Source organism: Planktotalea sp., assembly GCF_965659345.1.
GTDB lineage: Bacteria > Pseudomonadota > Alphaproteobacteria > Rhodobacterales > Rhodobacteraceae > Planktotalea.
The window spans coordinates 72,127-92,675 of record NZ_CBFHVK010000002.1 but is presented as its reverse complement, the minus strand read 5'-3'; the positions used below and the strand labels follow the sequence as shown (position 1 = coordinate 92,675).

At 52.7% G+C, this 20,549-nt stretch carries 20 protein-coding genes; 7 read left to right on the top strand and 13 right to left on the bottom strand.

Translation table 11 applies throughout. From position 1 onward, the window contains the following. Positions 1-7: 7 nt before the first annotated feature. A complete protein-coding gene (gene denD / locus ACTG3Z_RS01900; RefSeq protein ID WP_439140953.1) occupies positions 8-973 on the bottom strand; it encodes a D-erythronate dehydrogenase in 966 nt (321 codons plus the stop codon). A 259-nt stretch (positions 974-1,232) separates the two neighbouring features. Here denD and ACTG3Z_RS01895 point away from each other — a divergent pair, with 259 nt between their 5' ends. The 4 genes from ACTG3Z_RS01895 to ACTG3Z_RS01880 are packed head-to-tail and all read left to right on the top strand — an operon-like array spanning position 1,233 to position 4,402. Further along, entirely contained in the window at positions 1,233-1,991 is a 759-nt protein-coding gene (locus tag ACTG3Z_RS01895; RefSeq protein ID WP_439140952.1) for an SDR family oxidoreductase, read from the top strand. A 37-nt stretch (positions 1,992-2,028) separates the two neighbouring features. Then, positions 2,029-2,877: a fumarylacetoacetate hydrolase family protein gene (locus ACTG3Z_RS01890; protein WP_439140951.1), complete on the top strand. Its 849-nt coding sequence runs from the start codon at positions 2,029-2,031 to the stop codon at positions 2,875-2,877. Further along, positions 2,870-3,793 (top strand): 2-hydroxyacid dehydrogenase, encoded by a 924-nt coding sequence (locus ACTG3Z_RS01885; RefSeq protein ID WP_439140950.1) that lies wholly within the window; start codon positions 2,870-2,872, stop codon positions 3,791-3,793. The genes ACTG3Z_RS01890 and ACTG3Z_RS01885 overlap by 8 nt, the downstream gene beginning before the upstream one ends. A gap of 18 nt (positions 3,794-3,811) precedes the next feature. Beyond that, complete coding sequence (locus ACTG3Z_RS01880; protein ID WP_375264865.1) at positions 3,812-4,402, top strand: LysE family translocator; 591 nt, start codon at positions 3,812-3,814, stop codon at positions 4,400-4,402. Positions 4,403-4,418: 16 nt separating this feature from the next. On the opposite strand, the gene ACTG3Z_RS01875 is transcribed toward ACTG3Z_RS01880, so the two are convergent. The 8 genes from ACTG3Z_RS01875 to ACTG3Z_RS01840 form a co-directional block, all read right to left on the bottom strand. Next, positions 4,419-5,183 (bottom strand): hydroxypyruvate isomerase family protein, encoded by a 765-nt coding sequence (locus ACTG3Z_RS01875; protein WP_439140949.1) that lies wholly within the window; start codon positions 5,181-5,183, stop codon positions 4,419-4,421. A gap of 33 nt (positions 5,184-5,216) precedes the next feature. Continuing rightward, positions 5,217-6,242, bottom strand: coding sequence for a branched-chain amino acid ABC transporter permease (locus ACTG3Z_RS01870; protein WP_439140948.1), 1,026 nt, complete (start codon positions 6,240-6,242; stop codon positions 5,217-5,219). Beyond that, positions 6,239-7,102, bottom strand: coding sequence for a branched-chain amino acid ABC transporter permease (locus ACTG3Z_RS01865; protein ID WP_439140947.1), 864 nt, complete (start codon positions 7,100-7,102; stop codon positions 6,239-6,241). The genes ACTG3Z_RS01870 and ACTG3Z_RS01865 overlap by 4 nt, the downstream gene beginning before the upstream one ends. Continuing rightward, complete coding sequence (locus ACTG3Z_RS01860) at positions 7,103-7,810, bottom strand: ABC transporter ATP-binding protein (RefSeq protein ID WP_439140946.1); 708 nt, start codon at positions 7,808-7,810, stop codon at positions 7,103-7,105. Beyond that, a complete protein-coding gene (locus ACTG3Z_RS01855) occupies positions 7,803-8,531 on the bottom strand; it encodes an ABC transporter ATP-binding protein (RefSeq protein WP_439140945.1) in 729 nt (242 codons plus the stop codon). The genes ACTG3Z_RS01860 and ACTG3Z_RS01855 overlap by 8 nt, the downstream gene beginning before the upstream one ends. A 52-nt stretch (positions 8,532-8,583) precedes the next feature. Continuing rightward, positions 8,584-9,864 carry an ABC transporter substrate-binding protein gene (locus ACTG3Z_RS01850; RefSeq protein WP_439140944.1) on the bottom strand — a complete coding sequence of 427 codons (1,281 nt, stop codon included), beginning with the start codon at positions 9,862-9,864 and terminating at the stop codon, positions 8,584-8,586. A 46-nt stretch (positions 9,865-9,910) separates the two neighbouring features. After that, the gene (locus tag ACTG3Z_RS01845) at positions 9,911-11,665 is read right to left on the bottom strand and encodes an FAD-dependent monooxygenase (protein WP_439140943.1); all 1,755 of its coding nucleotides are present in this window, start codon (positions 11,663-11,665) and stop codon (positions 9,911-9,913) included. Between the two features lie 73 nt (positions 11,666-11,738). Further along, on the bottom strand, positions 11,739-12,608 hold the full coding sequence (locus tag ACTG3Z_RS01840; protein ID WP_439140942.1) for a dioxygenase: 870 nt from the start codon (positions 12,606-12,608) through the stop codon (positions 11,739-11,741). Between the two features lie 331 nt (positions 12,609-12,939). Here ACTG3Z_RS01840 and ACTG3Z_RS01835 point away from each other — a divergent pair, with 331 nt between their 5' ends. From ACTG3Z_RS01835 to mhpA, 3 genes are read left to right on the top strand one after another with little or no spacing between them, the layout of a single operon-like run. Continuing rightward, positions 12,940-13,326, top strand: a complete 387-nt coding sequence (locus tag ACTG3Z_RS01835) for a YciI family protein (protein WP_439140941.1) — start codon at positions 12,940-12,942, stop codon at positions 13,324-13,326. A 54-nt stretch (positions 13,327-13,380) separates the two neighbouring features. After that, positions 13,381-14,037: a GntR family transcriptional regulator gene (locus ACTG3Z_RS01830; RefSeq protein ID WP_439141083.1), complete on the top strand. Its 657-nt coding sequence runs from the start codon at positions 13,381-13,383 to the stop codon at positions 14,035-14,037. After that, complete coding sequence (mhpA, locus tag ACTG3Z_RS01825) at positions 14,038-15,606, top strand: bifunctional 3-(3-hydroxy-phenyl)propionate/3-hydroxycinnamic acid hydroxylase MhpA (protein WP_439140940.1); 1,569 nt, start codon at positions 14,038-14,040, stop codon at positions 15,604-15,606. It begins immediately after the preceding gene. On the opposite strand, the gene ACTG3Z_RS01820 is transcribed toward mhpA, so the two are convergent. The 4 genes from ACTG3Z_RS01820 to argE form a co-directional block, all read right to left on the bottom strand. After that, the gene (locus tag ACTG3Z_RS01820; protein WP_439140939.1) at positions 15,603-17,213 is read right to left on the bottom strand and encodes an alkaline phosphatase family protein; all 1,611 of its coding nucleotides are present in this window, start codon (positions 17,211-17,213) and stop codon (positions 15,603-15,605) included. The genes mhpA and ACTG3Z_RS01820 overlap by 4 nt on opposite strands. 138 nt (positions 17,214-17,351) lie before the next feature. Then, entirely contained in the window at positions 17,352-18,485 is a 1,134-nt protein-coding gene (locus tag ACTG3Z_RS01815) for an NAD(P)/FAD-dependent oxidoreductase (protein WP_439140938.1), read from the bottom strand. 223 nt (positions 18,486-18,708) lie between these two features. Further along, complete coding sequence (locus ACTG3Z_RS01810) at positions 18,709-19,314, bottom strand: phosphoribulokinase (RefSeq protein ID WP_439140937.1); 606 nt, start codon at positions 19,312-19,314, stop codon at positions 18,709-18,711. A 75-nt stretch (positions 19,315-19,389) separates the two neighbouring features. Further along, positions 19,390-20,547, bottom strand: coding sequence for an acetylornithine deacetylase (gene argE / locus ACTG3Z_RS01805; protein ID WP_439140936.1), 1,158 nt, complete (start codon positions 20,545-20,547; stop codon positions 19,390-19,392). Positions 20,548-20,549: the final 2 nt, after the last annotated feature.

The following is a 20,549-nucleotide window of genomic DNA, read 5'->3' as shown; positions in this document are numbered from 1 at the left end:
CAGGCGTTTAACGTTGTAAATCGTCTTCGATATAGACGGCGATGATCTCGTCAAAATTTGCTTCTGAAACAAAGCCAAGCTCAATCGCACGTTGCGGATCAAAATCGCGTGGCCAACCATCAACCATAGACATAATCGCCTTGTCTGGAACAGGTTTGATCAGATCGACTACTTTCTGGCCAGCAGCACGGCGCAAAGCGTCGATTTGCTCTTCAACCGTGCAGCTATATCCCGGCAGGTTCAACGCGCGCCGCCCATCCAGCAGGTCGGTATCAAGCATCGCTGCATGGGTGATGAAATTCGCGGCGGACCTTGGGCTGGCGTGCCAGTGGCGCACACTATCGTGCACTGGCAACACCGCTTCGAGGCCGTTCAAGGGTTCGCGAATGATCCCGGAAAAGAAAGATGACGCTGCTTTATTTGCTTTACCCGGTCGGACGCAAATTGTCGGTAAACGCAATGAAATGCCATCTACAAATCCCTTGCGTGAAAAATCAGACAGCATCAGTTCGCACGCAGCTTTTTGCGCACCGTAACTTGTTTGAGGTGCCGAGAGGAAAGTGTCGCCGATCTTGTCCGGATAAGGCCCACCAAACACCGCAATGGAAGACGTAAACACAACACGCGGATGATACGTGCCACCAGAGGCGTCATGTTGATCTTTGAGTGCGTTAAGCAAGTACCACATGGACATCATATTGACGTCCCAACCCAACTCAAACTCTTGTTCTGCCTGCCCGGACACGACGGATGCCAACTGGAAAACATAATCAGGCTGGTTTGCAACAAGCCTTGCCGCCGTCAACGGATCGGCAATATTACCAGTTTGCGCATTCAACCCAAGATCACCCGTCGGGAACGCACGATCAAAAAGCGTTATTTCCGCTGCGCCAAAGGTCTTTTCACGCATAATTTTCTGCGCCAGCTTTTGGCCGATCATGCCACCGCCACCAAGGATCAAAATCTTGTTCAAGACACGTCGTCCCCTCTTGTTAGCTCACGTTACTTCGCCGTTCGCCGCAAATCAACGTAGCCAAATAAGTGCCGTGCGATCCACTGATTACGACAAGTAACGCTTGCCCAAACAAAACCCGAAGTGAGCTTTCACATTGCAAAAAATCGTTTTCGATCTTCACGAAAGATGGTCAAATCAAACATGCTATCCTACGCTCTTTAGAAAGATCGTGCCGGCGCGCTTGGCGCACTCTCTAAAAGGTTAAAAAAGGACCGATATGGGAAACAGACTACAAGGAAAGCGTGCGCTTGTGACAGCGGCCGCACAAGGTATTGGGCGCGCAAGTGCGCTCGCGATGGCGCGTGAAGGGGCACATGTTTTTGCGACCGATGTAAACACCGATGTTCTGGCAAGCCTCGCGGGTGAAGGTCTCCAAAACATCGAGGTCTTCGCGCTCGATGCCATGGATGCCAGCAGTATCCAAGACGGCGTCGCTCGCGCCAATCCTGACATCTTGTTTAACTGTGCCGGCTTCGTGCATAGCGGCACGATCCTAGATGCGAGCGATGATGACTTTGAATTCGCGATGGACCTCAACGTACGTTCGATGATGCGTACGATTAAGGCCGCGCTGCCTGGCATGTTAGAACGCGGCTCTGGGTCGATCATTAACATGTCCTCAGCGGCTGGCTCGGTCATTGGCGCGCCCAACCGCTTCATCTACGGCACGAGCAAAGCCGCAGTGGTTGGTCTGACAAAAGCTGTCGCCGCCGACTTTATTGCACAGGGCATTCGTTGCAATTGCATTTGTCCCGGCACTGTTGAAAGCCCCAGTTGGCACGAGCGTGTCACAGCGCTTGGCGAACAGCTTGGCAGCCGTGATGAAGCGCTTGCACAGTTTGTGGCGCGCCAACCTATGGGTCGCGTCGCCAGCGCCGAAGAGATTGCCGCCTTGGTGGTGTATCTCGCCAGTGATGAGAGCGCCTTCACCACAGGCCATCCTCATATCATCGATGGTGGGTGGTCGGGCCAATAGACCCGATGCACGACAAATTTGAACGTAAGGAACTGATATGAAACTTCTACGCTACGGAACACTTGGAGCTGAAAAACCTGGCCTTTTGGACAATGCAGGGCTGCTACGTGATCTTTCGGCCCATGTGGACGACGTTACAGGAGCAACACTGGATGACGCGACGCTTGCCAGATTGCGCGCTCTTGATCCCGCGGATCTCCCGATTGTCGAAGGCGAACAGCGCATCGGCACTTGCGTCGGCAATATTGGCAAGTTTTTGTGTATCGGACTAAACTATTCTGATCACGCCGCAGAAACAGGTGCTGCTATTCCCGAGCATCCGATCCTATTTTTCAAAGCCAATTCAGCCATCGTTGGACCCTATGACGATGTCGTTATGCCACGCGGGTCTGAAAAGACCGATTGGGAGGTCGAACTGGGTGTCGTCATCGGTAAAGAAGCAAAATATGTAAGCAAAGACAATGCGTTGGACTATGTCGCTGGCTATTGCATCGTCAATGATGTGTCTGAGAGGCATTTCCAAGCAAACCTGACGGGCCAATGGACCAAGGGCAAATCATGCGACACATTTGGCCCAACAGGCCCGTGGCTCGTGACGCGGGATGAAATAGAAGACCCTCAAGCGCTCGATATGGCGTGTGATGTGAATGGTAAACGGATGCAAACGGGCAATACCTCAACCATGATTTTCACAGTTGCCGAAATCATCGAACACTTGAGCCAACTGTTCACGCTTCATCCCGGTGATGTAATTAGCACGGGCACACCTCCTGGTGTAGGGATGGGGATCAAGCCTAACCCAATCTATCTGAAAAAAGGGGATGTGATGGACCTCACAATCGAAGGATTGGGCCATCAGCGGCAACGCGTTGATCAAGATGGCTGATTTGTTGCAAATCGGTGATGTGACCGACGCTATGAAAGCGCGGCTCTCGGCCGCGTTTTCCATTCATCGGCTCGAAGATTTTGACCCTGAAAAAATAACCCATGTGATTACCAACGGTCATGACGGCATTGACCCAGAACTCATGGCGTCGCTGAGAAATCTTCAACTGATCAGCAGCAATGGTGTTGGCTATGACGCGATTGATACCGCTGAAGCGGCGCGGCGCGGGATTAATGTGACGCACACACCCAACGTTTTGAACGCAGAAGTTGCGACAACTGCTATTTTGCTCATGCTCGCTTGCTACCGAGAAGTGCTGCGCGACGACGCTTATGTGCGATCAGGCAAATGGGAACAGCAAGGAAACCCAGCGCTGACACGAAGTGCCGATAATCAAACTGTCGGCATCTTGGGGCTCGGTCGGATTGGCCAAGAAATTGCGCACAAACTCGCGCCTTGGAACGCAAAAATTCTTTATCATGGTCGGACCAAAAAGGATGTAGCCTACACATACTATGACAACTTAACTGCGATGGCGCTGGATTGTGATGTGTTGATCTGTATCACGCCCGGTGGTCCTTTCACGCACAAGATCGTCACCAAAGAAGTGATCGAAGCGCTCGGGCCGAATGGAACGTTAATCAACGTCAGTCGTGGCTCAGTCGTCGATGAAGCGGCGATGATAGAGGCGTTACAAAGTGGTGCTCTGGGCTGGGCCGGTCTTGATGTGTTTGAGGCAGAACCAAACGTGCCACAAGCACTGCGCGACCTGCCCAACACAGTTTTGCTTCCTCATGTTGGCAGCGCAACCGTAGAGACACGCGCAGCAATGGGTGCTTTGACGGTCGATAACCTTTTGCAACATTTGAAAGACGGCACTGTGATCAGTCCAGTCCCAGAGTGTGCGCATTTGTGAAGATACAGGCCAACAGACATGATTGAATTCATCATTGCGGTAATCTTTTTACTTATCACACCGGGCCCTGGCGTGTTGACAACCGCGGGGATTGGCGCAGCATTCGGTTACCGCGCGGGGTTTGGCTTTGTGGGTGGGCTGATGTTGGGCGGCTTCATCAATATGATGATCGTTATCTCTGGCGTCGCGGCCTTGGTTCTTGCTGTGCCCTCCTTGCGCAATGTGCTTCTTATCGCATCAGTGGCGTATCTGATCTACCTCGCTTGGCGCATCGCAAGCGCTGGGGCAAAGGTAGGGTTTGCGCCAGCAGAGGCACCGCTTGGCTTCAAAAACGGCTTGATGCTGCAATTCATCAACCCCAAAGCGTACGTTGTGAGCACAACACTGTTTTCAGGCTTTGTATTTTTACCCGATAGCCCTGTGATCGAGGTGCTGTTGAAACTGGTTGTCTTCAACCTCATTTGGCTACCAGTTCATTTAGCGTGGCTCGCATTTGGTGCGAAAATTGGCAGTCTCAACCTGCCGCATAACCGTCAGCGTGCAATCAATATCGCAATGGCCCTTGCACTTTTGGTCGTTGTTGGCATCGCTCTGTGGACGTCATTGTGAGGTTGCAAAAACGCTTTTATCGAAAGGTTTCCATCCACTTCAAACTCTGCTCGGTTGCGCCAAACGGCTTGTATTCAGCGCCTAACGGCCGCTCCCACCCCAGCGCATCGATACGTTTAAAAATGGCTTCATAGTCGACATCCCCCCGCCCCGGCGCGCCGCGGCTGGGGACAGCGGCAAATTGAATATGCCCAATGATCGGCATCAACCGTTCGAGAGTTGTCACAACTTGACCCTCAGTCCGGCCAACATGATAGCAATCAAACATGAGCCGCAGATTTGGGGCATTCACCTCTTTCACAATGCGCTGCGCCTGCGCCATGTCACGCAAGAAATAGGTCGGTGCATCGACGGCATTCAAAGGCTCAATCAAAACAGTAAGCTCATGTTTTTCCGCCAGTGCGCAGGCTACTTTAAGATTGCGCACAAAAGTGTCATGCGCAACGTTCCCATGTGCGTTTCCAGCCATGACATGGATCGACCCTGCGCCAATCACGCTAGCGTAGGCAATGGACTCTGACAGCGCAGCAAATGCTTCTTCTTCACGGCCAAGCAACGCAAACAACCCGTTCTCGCCTTTTGGCACGTTACCACGTCGCGTGTTCAGACCAAGGACTGCCAAGCCCGTTTCATCCAGCGCCGCTTTCACGTCTTGCGCGGGCGTTTCATAGGGCCAATGGAGTTCTACGGCATCAAAGCCAGCAGTTTTCGCAGCCCGTACAGCATCTGGCAAAGGCAGCTCTGTCCATAAAAACCCAAGATTTGCTGAAAAGCGTGGCATACACGAACCCAAACTCTCGTTGTGAAAGCAATGCTATCGCTTTGCATGTTCTTTCAAATTCACCCTATAGCGCAGCGGAAAAAGCTGAATGTCATATCGCTCAACAATAAAGCCCCAAACGCCTTTGGGCGCTTTTAACATCACCACGATCGCCACAACGCCAAGTACGATCAGATAGGTCGTGCCAAGGTCGGCCAAAGTCTCGCGCAGCGCAAAGAAGATCAATGTGCCGATGATTGGCCCCTCAATAGTACCAATCCCACCGATTACGACGATGAAAATAACAAACGCAGTCCAATCATTGACCGAGAACGCCGCATCCGGTGATATCCGCAGTTTCTGAAGGAAGATCAAGGCACCAAGCATCGCTGTCAATCCGCTCGCAGCCACGTACACTACGAATTTGGTTCGCCAAATGTCGATCCCTAGGGACCCCGCCGCCAATTCATTGTCGCGAATGGCTGTCAGGGCCAAACCTCGACGCGAGCGCAGCATCAGATAAACGACGGTAATTGCCGTGACCGCGGCACCAAGTGCCATCCAGTAAGACAGGCTCTCGCGCCCTGATCGCGAACTTGCAAGCGAGCGCACGATACCCACAGGTAAGGAGGAACCTGATCCGCCACCCAATGCAGAGATTTGCGCAAACGACAATCGAAACACCTCTGCAATGACCCATGTGCCAATCGCAAAATACGCGCCGCGCAAGCGAAAGATCAGCGTTGCAACAGGAATAGCAATCAACGCCCCAAGGACCCCTGCCCCAGCGATTGCAAACAGCGGGTGCAACCCGCCAAAAATGGTAAGCGCAAACAGCATATAGCCGCCAAACCCAACATAGGCTTGCTGACCAACCGAGACGAGGCCCGCATAACCGGCCATCAAATTCCAAAGGCTTGCCAGAGCAAGGTAGAGGAACAACTCCCCCATAAGCCGCATGTCCGCGCGGCCCGCCCACCAAGGCGCTGCGACCAAGATGATTAGGACAAGCGTGCCAAGAACGGCTGCAACGCGGGCGGCTTGAGAGCTTCGTGAAATTTCGTGAATTTGACCGCTCATCCACTGACCCTCGGGAACAGACCGTTGGGGCGTATCGCAAGCACAACCAAAAACGCGATATGGCCAGCCAGCAGTTGCCAGCCCGGATCAATCTTTGCCCCGACCGTTTGCGCAACACCCAAGATGACACCGCCCACAAGCGTGCCCCACAGATTGCCAAGCCCGCCAATGATCACAGCTTCAAACCCGTAAATCAGACGCGCCCCGCCAGCCGTGGGATCAAAGCTCGTGCGGATACCCAAAAGAATGCCTGCAATCGCCGTCACCGCAAGTGCCAGCGCCATCGAGAGGCCAAATATGTGACGTTTGTTCAGCCCCATCAATTGCGCAATCTCCTGATTATAAGACACTGCACGGAATGAACGGCCCAAGGGCGTGCGATAGAAAATGAACTGCAACGCCGCAATAACAACGATTGCGATGCCAAAGGTCAAAAGCGGCAAAACCCCTAAGGACAAGCCACCAACGCTCACACTTGCGGTTTCAAGCGCGCCTGCATTCATCTTTTGTGGATCAGCGGTGTAGCCTTCAAGAAAAAGGTTTTGCAAAATCACTGACAGGCCAAAAGTTACTAAAAGCGGCGGCAAAATATCATCACCCAAGGTTTTGTTCAGAATGCCGCGTTGCAAGACATATCCAATCGAAGCCATCGTTGGGACCACGAAAACCAACGCCAACAGCGGATGCAGCCCCGTCGCCATGACAACCGTAAGTCCCAAATAAGCCCCCAAAACAATCAAATCCCCATGCGCGATATTGACTAAGCGCATGACACCAAAGATCAGCGAAAGCCCCGCAGCAAAGAGCGCATAAAGCCCTCCAAGCAGCGTTCCCTGAACGACAGCATTCACCCAATCCATCTATTCCACCCCAAAATATGCACGGCTAATGGCCTCGCGACTGATATCGCGGGAACGCCCCTCGAGCGAAACGCGCCCCTCCATCAAGCAATAAACCCGATCAGATACCGACAGTGCTTTGGAAACATCCTGCTCAACAATAATCGCCGACATGCCATCGCCAACAATGCCGGGCAAAGCTTCATAAATGGACTTGATAATAACCGGTGCGAGACCCAGTGATATCTCATCAAACAGGATCAGGTCAGGATTAGACATGAGCGCCCGACCAATCGCGACCATTTGTTGTTGTCCACCCGAAAGAGCCGTCGACGCAAAGGCGCGGCGTTCTTTAAGGACAGGGAATAGCTCGAATACAGCGTCAAGCGACCACGGCCCCTTGCGATTAAGCCGCCCGCCAATGAGCAAATTTTCCTCAACTGAAAGTGAGGGGAAAAGCTGCCGTCCTTCGGGCACCAAGGCAATCCCCAGTGCTGCAATTTCATCAGCGCGCAGAGCGCCGATAGGCTGTCCACGATAGACAACTTGGGCCGCATCGTTTGACATCAAACCAGACACAGAGCGCAACAGCGTCGTTTTGCCTGCACCGTTTGCTCCGATGATAGCCAGAACTTCACCCTCGTTAAGCGCCATTTCAACACCGTAAAGGGCTTGAAAATCACCGTAGTGCGCTTCGAGTTTGCTAAGCGATAAGATCGGCTCAGGCATCCACTTCGATCCCCAAATAGATTTCCTGAACTTCCGGGCTCGCCATAATTTCCTTTGGCGCGCCTTCGGCAATTTTTGATCCAAAGTCTATGACGATCAGGCGATCAACAACCGCCAACAACGCATGCACGACATGTTCGATCCAAATGATCGACACGCCGCTTGCGTGAATATCTTTGATGGTTTGAATGAGGGACTTACACTCACTTTCTGTCAAACCTCCCGCAATCTCATCAAGCATCAACAGCTTGGGTTTCGCACACAGCGCACGCGTGAGCTCCAAGCGTTTGCGATCCAGCAAGGTCAGGCTGCCCGCCAAAGTGTTCGCTTTGTTCAAAAGCGCGGTTTGATCGAGCACATCAAGGCATAATTGCTCCGCCGCCTGCCCTGACAGGCCAGATGATTGCGTTGCTGCGACCATTGCATTCTCAAAGACGCTCATCCCAGAAAACGGCTGTGGCACTTGAAACGAGCGTGCCATACCAGCGCGACAGCGCCGCGCGGCGGAGTGTTTTGTGACGTTTTCACCTTCAAACAAAATAGCGCCTTTGTCTGATGCCAGCGTTCCAGTGATCAGATTAAACATCGTCGTTTTGCCAGCACCATTGGGACCAATGACGCCCAGCGCCTCACCTTGTTGCAACGCAAAACTGAGGTCATCCGCGACCGTCACTGCGCCAAAGGCCTTACTCAGCCCATCGATTTGCAAAATTGGAGACATTTGTACTTTCAATAAAAAGGTGCGGCGCTCGGAGACGCCACACCCTAAGCGCTTAAATAAGCTTCAGCTCACCCGTGAGTGGAATGTCAGGTTGCGCAGAGTTGGCGACGATCTTCAGATCGAACGTATCCCCTTCTTTCTGCCATTGTCCGCCCACCAAAGGTGTTTTGGACACATTCTTAACAGGGCCATTCGACCAATCGACCGCGCCGACAATCGTGTCGAGCTTGGTGGCTGCAATGGCAGCTGTGATCGCTTCATAGTCCTCTAGATCATCGGCACGTTTGATCACGTCTGCAGCAACTTCAAAAAGCGCGTGCTTGAACCCGATCGGTTGTGTCCATGGACGACCCGTCGCAGCGGTGTAGCCACCGGCAAGATCTTTTGCGGTTGTTCCATCAAGCGAGGACGCAAACGGATGATGCGGTGACCACCATACTTCAGAAGTGAGACCATCCGCGCGGTCGCCGTAGCTATCAATTACAGTCGGGAAAAGCAGTGCTTTACCAACCGTAACAACTTTCGGCGCAAAGCCTTGTTGCGCAGCTTGTGACCAGAATGTGCCAAAGTCAGGCGGGATCATCACACCTGTAACGATCTCACAGCCCGCGTCACGGAACGCTGCGATCTGGTTCGAGAAATCATCCGAAAGCGGCTGATAGCGACCCGGATCAACGAGGTTATAGCCCGCACCTGCAAGCGCTGGCGGCATACCAAGCTGCGCATCGCCCCAGGCGTTGCCGTCTGCATCATTCGGGAACAAGCCCCCAACGTTTTTCGCAACACCGCTTTGGCCCCACATATCAAGAAAGACGCCGATAACGTCCTCCAGACCCCAGAAAAAGTGATATGTGCTTTGAAACCCTTCAGCAGGATTGCCGTTGCGCCCAAAGAAATAAGGCTGCCACGGCGCATCCGTGGTGATGCATGGTACTTCGTTAATTTCGCATTGATCAGCGACAGGGTTCGTCGTGTCAGGCGTCGCGGCTGCGAGCATGATGTCGACTTCTTCGCCAAGAATTAGGTCTGCCGCAACTTCAGCCGCTCGGTTCGGGTTAGACTGGCTGTCGCGCGTGATGATTTCAACGTTCCAGCTCGATCCGTTGTTCTCCAGCCCACCAGCAAAAGTTTTTCTGATCCCCTCAAGGACATAATCATCCGCTTCGGCGAAACCCGCGAGCGGGCCCGTCTTCGGGCTAACAAAGCCGATTTTCAGCGTCTTGCTCTGCGCATAAGCGCGCGTGCCAGATATGATCGCAGGTGCCACAACCGCGGCTGCGGTGCCTGCAAGAAAGCCACGCCGTGTCGGGCGCACAAGTCTCGTCTTTGTCATTTTCGTTTCCTCCCTTTAGTGGCCATTTTTGGCCTTCTTTCATCTTCTAAAGCGCGAGAACTGCGCTCATAACGCGCTTCAAGTCAGCGCTTGGATCATCGCTCAGCGCATCACTGCGCCAGCACACATGTTGATCAGGGCGTACAAGCAGACAGCCCGCATCGCTTACTTCGCGCGCGCGCGCCCAATCACCCGTGTGATCCACAAAAGTCTGACGTGGTCCAATGACATGACTTGCAATCTCAATGCCCAGCGCGTCGCCAACTATGTTCGCAGCCTCCACCCATGCTTCGCCTCCCAGACCTGTAAGCAGGGTGAACTTGCCCCCTCCGACCAGATCAAGCGTTGAGTGTTTGCCACCAATCGCATCGAAAACCCACGCATGCGGAATGCGCGCACCGGGCCAAGTTGTGGGTTGGTAATGCAGCTCTGCATCTTTGGTGAAGACGGGTTCGTCCTGATCATCTGTGACAATCGCATCCGAGCGATAGCGCTGGTTCATCTCTACACCATGCGCGTCAAATTCGTACTTCTTGAAAGCAATCGCAGCATTCAACGCTGTGCGTTGTGCCTCAGCCTTATCGTCCTTGCCACACCGCGCATCCATATTTGCTTTGATATTGTCGATATCGCTGCCGCCTGTCATGCCAAGCGCTTCAAAGATTGGCCCGAACTCGCCAATGGATTGGTTCGCCCGCGTGACGATCTGCTTCGCAATCGGTGCGCGCTCCGTGTTGTAACTGTCCAGAAGACCTTCGCCCGCGTGTCCCTTCAGAACACTTGCCAGCTTCCAGCACAGATTAAAGGAATCCTGAATGGAAGTGTTTGAACCAAGCCCATTGGACGGTGGATGACGATGCGCGGCGTCGCCCATGATAAAGACACGCCCGCTTGAGAGCTGCTCTGCATAAGCGTCATTCACGGTCCACGTGTTTGCGCTTAACAGTTCAATCTCTAACTCTGGATCGCCCACAAGTTGGCGTGCAACATCCGTCGCCATTTTCTGATCTACGACAGGCGCAGGTTCGTTGATGTCATAGCCCCAAACGATCAACCATTCGTTCCAAGGCCGGATCATGCGAACAAGGCCCATGCCAATCCCGCCAACATCCGCGCCGGGCTGCATCACCCAATAAAGCACAGAAGGCCGATGCGCGACGTATTTGCTCAAATCCGCTTTGAACAAAATGTTCATCGAGCCGCCGACGCCCATTTTGCCCGCAATGGGAAGGTTCTCGTGTTCTGCAACCAGTGAATTACCACCATCTGCGCCAATAAGGTATTTTGAGCGAATAATCAGCTCTTTGCCCGTCATGCGATCAAGGCAGGTTGTTGTCACACCATCCTCATCTTGCACGTGGCTCAGGTATTGCGTGCTCATACGAGCTTTGCTGCCACGGCTACACGCGGTTTTGAACAGCAAAGGCTCCATAAAGGTTTGCGGCAGATCGTTCATCAAGGTCGGGCTGCTCATCAAGTGTTCTGCCTTGGACAGCGGGTGTGTCCCCCAGCTTTTCATGCGGCCGATTTCTTCACCTGCCAAGCTTTCGCAAAAGACGTTCTCGCCCATGAGGTCTTGCTCGGTCGCAAAGAGATAGGCCTCTTGTTCTACGTCTTTACCAAGATCACGCAGGACTTCCATTGTGCGCTGGTTGGTAATGTGCGCGCGGGGTGTGTTGGCGAGCCAGCTGTAACGATTGATCACAACGTTCTCGATACCGTAACTCGACAACAGCGAGGCTGAGGAAGAGCCCGCTGGCCCCGTGCCGATGATGAGAACGTCCGTCGTGATATCAACCATTTTCATGTCCTTGTGCAGAATTTAGGTAGCCAGATGCCAACTTTCGAAAAGCTGGGCGCGCAAAACTCAAAGGCTACGCTTTGCGTGCAAGTGTTACATCAAATTCCACATGAAGGAAGTTTTCCGTAACTTTGCCCGACACCTCCATGCCCTCTGGAAATTCTGATGCTGGCTTTTCAACGTATGTCATCACCAAGTCCTTGCGCACGCCAAAGACCGTATCTTCGTCAAGATAAGGATCGTCATCAGGGAAAATCTCGGTCACGAGTGGCTCGAACCCCGGTGCTTTGACGATGTAGTGCAGATGCGATGGTCGCCACGGGTGACGACCACAGGCGCGCAAAATATCACCAACCGGACCATCGGAAGGCACAGTGTATTCGACCGGCTTTACTGTGGTGAAGGCGTATTTTCCGTCTTCACCAACGGTCATGAGACCATGGAAGGAATAGGTGTCTTGTTCTTGGTCCTGGCTCGCGTAAAGCCCGTTGGGCGCAGTTTGCCAGATGTCGATCTCTGCCCCTGCAATTGGGTTGCCATCCGTGTCCTTGATAACACCCTGTGCCAACAGCATCGGCCCGCCATAATGACGTTTCATATCCCCACCATACGCCAGCGCAGGGGCTCCAGAAACGTGAAAAGGTCCAAGCACAGAAGAGCTTGTCGCATCTTCGCTGGAGTTGATCATATCCACAAGTGAGGACATCCCAAGTACATCAGAGGCGAGCACAAATTCATGACGATCCTCTGTTTCAATCGCAGCACAGCCTTCAAGAAACGCGATCCCTGCACGCCACTCTTCGTGGGTCAGTTTTGTCTCACGCGCGAAATCATGCAGATGCTGCACTAAGGATCCCATTATCTCTCGCATCCGCGGACTGGTCTCCTCGGAGACATACCCCATGAAAACTTCGGTGATATTGTCTTTAGTGACAGTGCGCATGGGATGGCTCCTTTAGTTTTTACAAGGCCTAGGGCTAAGAAAATGGCTCTCGAGGGCTTCACGATGCGCATGACAGCGACGAAAAGCAAGGCATGCGCAGCGAGATCGCTTTTGCAGATACAGCGATGTTCGAACGCTTATATGAGCGCCGTTCATTCCCTCGCAAAAGTATCCGTTAACAATCACAGGTCATATCCTTACGCTCACCCAACAACGATTATTTCGCGCCAAACTCCTGATCTAATCGATCCAATTCAAAGTATGACACTTGATTTTTGCCGATGATCAAGCCTTATGTAAAGAAATATCGATATTATTTAGAGGGGCCGAAATGGTTGCCTGGTCAGACTATAAATCACAAGCCAAAGCGCGTGGCGCACTGGCACTTGAACTCTACGCCGCGCATTCAACCCCCGCGATGACGCCGGACGATATAGCCGCTAATTTGCCAGAACATTTAGCGTATCAGGCCAAATTGGAGCGCGCGGGCCAACTCGCCTTTGCAGGCCCCATGTCAGATGAGAGCGGCGAACACATGCAAGGTGTAGGGCTAATCATCTACCGTGCCGACAGTCTTGAGGCTGCACGCGCATTGGCAGACGGCGATCCTATGCACAAATCAGGGGCGCGCAGCTTTGTGTTGCGTCGATGGCTGATAAATGAAGGCTCATTTCATTTGAGCGTCGGCTTATCCACAGGCGGCACAAAACTTGCTTAAGCCCCGCCTTTACTCGCGTTGGAACTTTAACCTTGGAATGTCGTTTTGAGTTTAGTGCATACCCCACCAAACAAAGAACGATCCGCGACGCATGGTTGCTATGTTCGGTTACGCGCTATGATCCTGACGGGTGAACTGCCGCCGGGACATAAACTGAAGATAGAAGAGTTGCGAAGCTTGCTCGATATTGGTGCCAGCCCCGTGCGCGAGGCATTGAGCTTGCTCACCTCCGATTTGTTGGTCGAGCGGATGGACCAACGTGGATTTCGTGCTGCACCTGTCAGTAAATCGAACTTTGAAGAGATCCTGGCGCTGCGCTGCATGCTAGAAGAAAAAGCATTGCGCGCCTCACTTGCCGTGTCCGACAACGATTGGGAAGAAACACTTGTTCTGTGCCATCACCGTATGAAAAAAGCCGCGCAATCAGACAATTCTGATTGTGAAGACGCGCATAAGGCGTTTCATATGGCCCTTATTGCAAACACGAATATGCCCATGCTCGCGCACTATTGCGCGCAACTCTATGACCTTAACATTCGTTATCGCAATCTTGCGGCACGAGGTCCGCATTATCGTACGCGCAGCGTTCAAAATGAACATCAAGACATTCTGGATGCGACGCTAACAGGGGATGCAGATCTTGCTGTGCGCTTGTTGATTGATCACTATCGCAACACCGGCAACTATCTCAGCAGTCAAATGGACAAATAAATGCAGAACACAGCTAAAACTCTGCCCAATGCGGACATCGCAATCATTGGCGCAGGTCCAGTGGGTCTTTTGCTCGCGATCTTGCTCAGCAAACACGGGATTTCTGTAACCGTTGTAGAACGTTGGCCCGATATTTATGACCGCCCCCGCGCGGTGACGATGGATGCAGAAGTCGCGCGCATCTTGGCGACCTTGGGCATAAATGTGGATGACGATCCTGCATTCGAGAACCACAAAGAGCTGTATTATTGGAAGAACGCCGACCTCTTGGATTTACAGATTGTCGATTGGGAAAGCCTCGCGCCCTCCGGCTGGCACGTAACCTATTGGTTCAATCAACCCGAGCTTGAAGCGCGTTTGATCGAGATGGCAAACGACATCCCGCTCATTACCATATTGCGAGGATGGACTGTGAACGACGTCACGCAAGATCCAGATGCCGTCCAGCTTCACATGAGCGACACCGCGAAAAGTGCAGAGCACCAAACACTTAGCGCGCGCTTTCTTGTGGGTGCCGACGGTGCGAACAGCTTTGTGCGCGAACATCTTGGTATTGGTGAGGTCGACAAAGGTTATTTCTTTGACTGGCTCATCCTAGATATGATCCCTAATGAACCCTACACGACATCCCCAGCACAGTGGCAGCTATGTGATCCAAAGCGCCCCACGACCATCGTGCCGGGCGGCCCCGGTCGTCGTCGTTGGGAGTTTATGCTGCTCCCGGATGAGGATCGCGAAGAGATCGCAAAACCTGAGGCCGCGTGGCGCTTGTTAGAACCTTGGGGACTGACGCAACAGAACGCCCAACTAGAACGCAGCGCCGTTTACAAATTCCAAGCGAAATGGGCCGAAACATGGGTTCAAGATCGCTGCATGATCGCAGGCGATGCGGCACATTTGATGCCACCCTTTGCGGGCGAAGGAATGTGTGCAGGCCTGCGCGATGCCGTCGCCTTGTCCTGGCGTTTGGCTGGCATTTTGGACGGATCCCTGCCGCAAGACGTGCTGCAAAGCTATGAAAGCGAACGCATGGAGCATGCAAAGCACTATATCCAGTTTTCCCAAGACTTGGGCGAGATCATCTGTATCACAGATCCCGACAAAGCAGCAGAGCGCGACGCGCGTATGATTGCAGACCTTAGAGCCCGTGATCACCTGCCCATCACTGGTGACTTGGTCAAGCTTGGCGCTGGCGCATGGTGCGAGGAGAGCGCGGGTGCGGGCGAGCTGTCTCCGCAAGGGTTTGTACGTTTTAACAAAATTGAAGATCGTTTCGATCAAGCCGTTGGGCAAGGCTGGCTCATCCTTGCCATCAATCAAAGCGCAGCCGAAATTCTAACGCCAACACAGTCTGAAATATTCGTGCAGCTCAACGGGTGCGTTTTATCTGTTGGTGATGGCGACTGCGATGTGCAAACCCTTGATGACAGCTACACAAATTGGATGCAAAACGTAGACGGGAACTTCGCCATCATACGCCCAGATTTCTATGTCGCTGCCACTGCGAAAACGCCTGAAGGCGTTCGTGCGTGCTTTGATCAAATCATAACAAAACTGGCTCTCACCTAAGGCTCGATATGCGGCGGCATTTTCAGCCCTTCTTTTTCTAGCGCAGCTTGATCGATATGCGCGATATAGATACCTTCAGGTTCGCGATCGTCTGTCATTGCTTCGACGATTTCGGCTGATCTGGTGATGCGATTATGGTGCTGACGTGCCCAGTCAAAATGCAACGCTCGCAAGCGTTCAATGTGCCCAATATGCGCAGGGTCAGCACCAAGATCATACAATTCATCAGGATCAGTCTTTAGATCAAAAAGCATCGGAGCCATGGTTTCCACGTGAACATATTTCCAACGTCCGTCGAACACCATAACAAGTCGCGCGTCGCTTTGATCCACACCCACCATCCTGCGAGCATCGCGCGTTGCGTAATCATATTCCGAAATACAATGGTCACGCCACTTAACGTCTTTCCCATGTAAGAGTGGCTCTAGTGACCGCCCCTCGTAAATATGCGGTTTCGCAGGTCCGCCAAAGAAATCTTGGAACGTCGGTGCAAGATCAATGCCTTCGATCAACGCATCACTTGACGTGCCACGTGTCGCATTCGCCGCCTCTCTTGGATCATAGATGATCAGTGGAATGCGGGCAGAGCAATCGTAAAACAGATCCTTCTCACCGAGCCAATGATCCCCCATATTATCGCCGTGATCTGAGCAAAAGACGACCATCGTGTCTTTCATCCTGCCACTGGTTTCCAAGTAGTCGAAAAGCCGACCAAGATTGTCATCGAGTTCTTTGATCAACCCCATGTAGACGGGTGCCACCATATCGCGCACATCTTTGCGCGAGAAGTTTTTGCAAATACGGGTGGCTTCCCACTCCTGCATGAGGGGATGAGCATGTTCATTCTCACGCCGGTTCACCTTTGGAAGATCGTCTGCGCTATACATGTCATTGTAAGGCGCTGGCGCGAGGTAGGGCCAATGCGGCTTGATGTAGCTCAAATGGCAGAGCCAAGGCTCATCGCGCTGTTGCTCCATAAATTCGATGCCGCGTGTGGTCAGCCAAGCTGTTTCGGAATGCTCTTTTGGAACACGCGCAGGCAGCGGTGCCGTCTCTAAAAGCCAACCTGATTTCTTCTTTCCATCAGAGCCAATCGCAGTGTTCGCCCACTCTTCCCAAGGCGAGTCGCCGTCCATGCCATGTGATCGCAAATATGCATCGTAGTCTTCTGCATGACGGTTCTTGTAGGTCACGGCGTTGGTGCCATCATCGCGCACAAAGACCTCGAACCCACCTTCACTCACGAGCGAGCCAATTTTGCTGTCAGGATCAATTCCAAGGCGGCGCATGCCTTCAATATCTGCCGTCATATGTGTCTTACCAACAAGCGAACTGATGACTCCTATCTCGCGTAGGTGATCACCGAGCGTCGGCGTGCCAACGGGCAGCGGAAAACCATTCCACGTCGCCCCATGAGAGCGCACATAGCGCCCTGTGTAAAAGCTCATCCTTGAGGGGCCGCAGATCGGGGATTGCACATAAGTTTTGTTAAACCGCACCCCTTTTGCTGCAAGTTTATCGATGTTTGGCGTGTCGATATGATCTGCACCGTAGCAACTCAGATAGTCCCAGCGCAGCTGGTCTGCCATAATCCACAGTACGTTCATATCGATCTTACCTTTTGCAATTTTGGCGAATAAGCCTGCAATTTTATTAAGCACTTGGACTTTGCGTTGTTCAACATTTTTCGCGGCCTAGTCTGTCGCCCATTTTTGATACGCCCTCTTGTCGAACAGCCACTGCTATCACTGCAACGATGCACGATCCGGCTTGAGCCTTGCAGGATCAAATCCTTCACCAAGAATATGTTCTGGTATGTCTTGGCCTAATATTTCCGCTGCTGCGTATTCCGCCAAAGCAGGCGCAGATTGGATGCCATACCCCCCTTGACCTGCGAGCCAATAAAATCCCTCAACCTGCTGAGAAAACCCAGCAACGGGACTTTTGTCGGCAACAAAACTGCGCAACCCTGCCCATGATCGCTCGATCCGGCGCACGGAAATATCAAACGCCCGCTCTATCCGATCAACGCAAATTGCAATATCCATCTCATCAGGCTGCACGTCACATGGAACTTCGCGATCCTCATTCGCTGGGGATATCAATAACTTACCCGCTTCGGGCTTTAGGTAAAATTCCTCATGCACATCCACGGTTAATGGCAAATTGCTGATATCATACCCATCAGGTGCATCGATGATCAAAGCTGTGCGGCGTTTCGGGATCAATCCAATACGCTCGGCCCCCGCCATTTCGCCCAAGACATCTGCCCAAGCGCCGCTGGCATTAACCACGCATTTCGCACTGAACGCGCCTTGCGCAGAAGCGAGCGTCCAACCATCTGAGGTCTTAGTGATCTTTTGAACCTCTCCATTGGTGTGGATCGCGCCACCGTTGGCTTTGAACTGACGCAGGTATCCTTGATGCAGCGCAGCGACGTCAATTTCAGCCGTTCCATCATCCCATAATGCTGCGGCAGCATAGCCCTTTCTTAACAGCGGAATACGGGTTTGGAGCACGTCTTGATCTATGGCAGAAATCGCCCCACCACCACCGAGTTCGGTTTGCAAATCGGATAGGTCGCTCAGCTGATCTTCACGCGCGAGAAAGCAAGCGCTTCTGGGTCGAAGCAACGGGCTGTCCGAAAAACCATGCGGCGGCGTATTGAAGAAAGCGTGGGAAGCACGGGTCAAAGCACGGATCGGTTCAGGACCATAAACAGGTGAAAATATCGCCGCAGATCGCCCGGTCGTGTGATAGCCAGGCTGGCTTTCCATTTCCAGCAATAGCACCTGTTTGCCAGTTTTCGCCAAATTGGCCGCAACGGACGCCCCTGCGATGCCCGCACCGATCACCGCAATATCGTAATTTTCACTCATACGTGTCCCCTTTTCATCGTTGCTATTTAGGTTTTGCGCTGGACGGAAAGCAAGATCAACTCACCCAGAGCGCACACAAAATTGCCCTTGTTAAAGAGCTCGTCCTCATCTTTGTCTTCACAGGTCTCAAACCCAATATGAATAAGTGCGCTCTGTTCACAAACCGAGCCGAAAAGATGGTTCAGGTTTTTCCCAAAAACGACTGTCGGGCGTATGTGAAAGCCTAGCGCTGGCTGATCACAAGATCAGCTGCCACCGAATTTTCCCGCATAAATAACGCATTTGGCAAATCATTGCTGCGCGCACGTGCAAGAGCTGCTTCTTCCGTATGACCATGCGCCAACCAGCGATCTACAAGGCGGCGTTCCAACTCTTTTGGGGCCACATCAAGCATGATGCTGAAGTCCCAAAAGTCGATCAAACGATCCCACGGCGCGATGTTTAAAAGCAGATAATTGCCCTCGACCAAGATCGTTTCATCACTTTCACGGATTTGCCCACCATTCGGCACCGTGCAATCATGTGCGCGATCAAACGTTGGGAAATGCAAGGTCTGCGCATCACGGACTTCCTTAACAGTTCCCTCCAACCCCAAAACATCAAACGTCTCAGGCGCGCCTTTGCGCTCGAGTAGCCCATGTGCGCGCAGATCAGAATTGTCTCGGTGAAAACCGTCCATCGGAAGCACACGCGCATTATCGACTTTCTGCGCAAGGTCTGCGGCCAAAGTAGACTTGCCGCTCGCAGGTGGCCCGACAATCGCGACTATGCGACGACCGTTTTTCAGCGGTATATCTTCGATCGACCGAGCAATGCGTTCAAGATCCATGACTCTGTATCCTTTTACAGTACTATTGAGCGTTGCTCGGCATGTGCACAACACTCTTTCAGTTGAAAATTTTACCTAAGCGTCTGCCAACTTGGTGCCGAGCTTTCCCAGCATTTTCAGACATTGCTCTAACTGTTCAACCGCGAGAAATTCATCAGCTTTATGCGCCTGCTCTATCGAGCCGGGTCCGCACACCACCACATCCATACCCAGCGCTTGGAAAATTCCAGCCTCTGTCCCGAAAGGCACCACATCCGCGCTATTTGCACCGGTCAGTTCTGACACGATCCGCAGCGCTTCATTGGTGTCGGTCGGGATCAAGCCTGCGACTTCACCGATGACTTCGGTTTCGATGCTTGCATCAGGGTGCACGCGACGCATCGCAGGAAGCAAGACGTCATCGCAATAGCTGCGCAGCGTGTCTTTTACAAAGCGCGCGTCAGCCGCTTGGACAGGGCGCATTTCCCAATCAATCTGCGCTTTCGGTGCGATGACATTATGAACCGTGCCACCGTTCAACGCGCCAACATTAAGGGTCGTCCAAGGCGGATCAAAACGGCTGTTTTTTGGTGCGCGCCCTTGCAGCTGATCGCGCAGTTCTAACAAACGCGCAACGTATCGCACAGCATATTCAACGGCATTTACGCCAAGATCAGGGTTTGATCCATGCCCCTCAAGCCCTTGGAAACGTGTGCTATATTCATAACACCCTTTGTGCCCCTCGATAATGCGCATCGATGTGGGTTCACCAATAATCGCTAAGCTGGGTTTTAGATTTCGTTGTTTCAAGCTCTCAGCGAGATGCCCAGCGCCGATACAGCCCGTCTCTTCATCGTAGGTGAACGCGAAATGCAAAGGGCGCGCGCGCACTTGTTGTGCGACCGTTGGTGCCATCGCCAAACAGCCCGCGATGAACCCTTTCATATCGCAGGTTCCGCGTCCGTACAGGTGACCCTTTGCTTCAAGCATTTTGAAAGGGTCACTCGACCAATTTTGATCACTTACAGGAACGACATCACTATGTCCCGACAACACAATACCACCATCAACATCAGGACCAAGCGTGGCAAACAGATTTGCTTTGCTGCCCGTGGGGTCCTTCATGATATCTACGCGCGCCCCAGCATCGCTTAAGCGGGTCGCAAGATAGTCAATCATCGCGAGATTGCTATCTGCAGAGACGGTTGGAAAGCCGATAAGATCCGCCAGAATGGCCTTGGTCGCATTAATCAAAG

What these genes read in the sequence shown, in the direction of transcription:
- ACTG3Z_RS01895 (WP_439140952.1), top strand. Translation starts at nt 1,233, where the DNA reads ATGGGAAACAGACTACAAGGAAAGCGTGCGCTTGTGACAGCGGCCGCA.
- ACTG3Z_RS01820 (WP_439140939.1), bottom strand. Translation starts at nt 17,213, where the DNA reads ATGAACGTACTGTGGATTATGGCAGACCAGCTGCGCTGGGACTATCTG.
- ACTG3Z_RS01885 (WP_439140950.1), top strand. Translation starts at nt 2,870, where the DNA reads ATGGCTGATTTGTTGCAAATCGGTGATGTGACCGACGCTATGAAAGCG.
- ACTG3Z_RS01810 (WP_439140937.1), bottom strand. Translation starts at nt 19,314, where the DNA reads ATGGATCTTGAACGCATTGCTCGGTCGATCGAAGATATACCGCTGAAA.
- mhpA (WP_439140940.1), top strand. Translation starts at nt 14,038, where the DNA reads ATGCAGAACACAGCTAAAACTCTGCCCAATGCGGACATCGCAATCATT.
- ACTG3Z_RS01875 (WP_439140949.1), bottom strand. Translation starts at nt 5,183, where the DNA reads ATGCCACGCTTTTCAGCAAATCTTGGGTTTTTATGGACAGAGCTGCCT.
- ACTG3Z_RS01845 (WP_439140943.1), bottom strand. Translation starts at nt 11,665, where the DNA reads ATGGTTGATATCACGACGGACGTTCTCATCATCGGCACGGGGCCAGCG.
- ACTG3Z_RS01855 (WP_439140945.1), bottom strand. Translation starts at nt 8,531, where the DNA reads ATGTCTCCAATTTTGCAAATCGATGGGCTGAGTAAGGCCTTTGGCGCA.
- ACTG3Z_RS01815 (WP_439140938.1), bottom strand. Translation starts at nt 18,485, where the DNA reads ATGAGTGAAAATTACGATATTGCGGTGATCGGTGCGGGCATCGCAGGG.
- ACTG3Z_RS01890 (WP_439140951.1), top strand. Translation starts at nt 2,029, where the DNA reads ATGAAACTTCTACGCTACGGAACACTTGGAGCTGAAAAACCTGGCCTT.
- ACTG3Z_RS01880 (WP_375264865.1), top strand. Translation starts at nt 3,812, where the DNA reads ATGATTGAATTCATCATTGCGGTAATCTTTTTACTTATCACACCGGGC.
- ACTG3Z_RS01865 (WP_439140947.1), bottom strand. Translation starts at nt 7,102, where the DNA reads ATGGATTGGGTGAATGCTGTCGTTCAGGGAACGCTGCTTGGAGGGCTT.
- ACTG3Z_RS01840 (WP_439140942.1), bottom strand. Translation starts at nt 12,608, where the DNA reads ATGCGCACTGTCACTAAAGACAATATCACCGAAGTTTTCATGGGGTAT.
- ACTG3Z_RS01850 (WP_439140944.1), bottom strand. Translation starts at nt 9,864, where the DNA reads ATGACAAAGACGAGACTTGTGCGCCCGACACGGCGTGGCTTTCTTGCA.
- ACTG3Z_RS01870 (WP_439140948.1), bottom strand. Translation starts at nt 6,242, where the DNA reads ATGAGCGGTCAAATTCACGAAATTTCACGAAGCTCTCAAGCCGCCCGC.
- ACTG3Z_RS01835 (WP_439140941.1), top strand. Translation starts at nt 12,940, where the DNA reads ATGGTTGCCTGGTCAGACTATAAATCACAAGCCAAAGCGCGTGGCGCA.
- ACTG3Z_RS01860 (WP_439140946.1), bottom strand. Translation starts at nt 7,810, where the DNA reads ATGCCTGAGCCGATCTTATCGCTTAGCAAACTCGAAGCGCACTACGGT.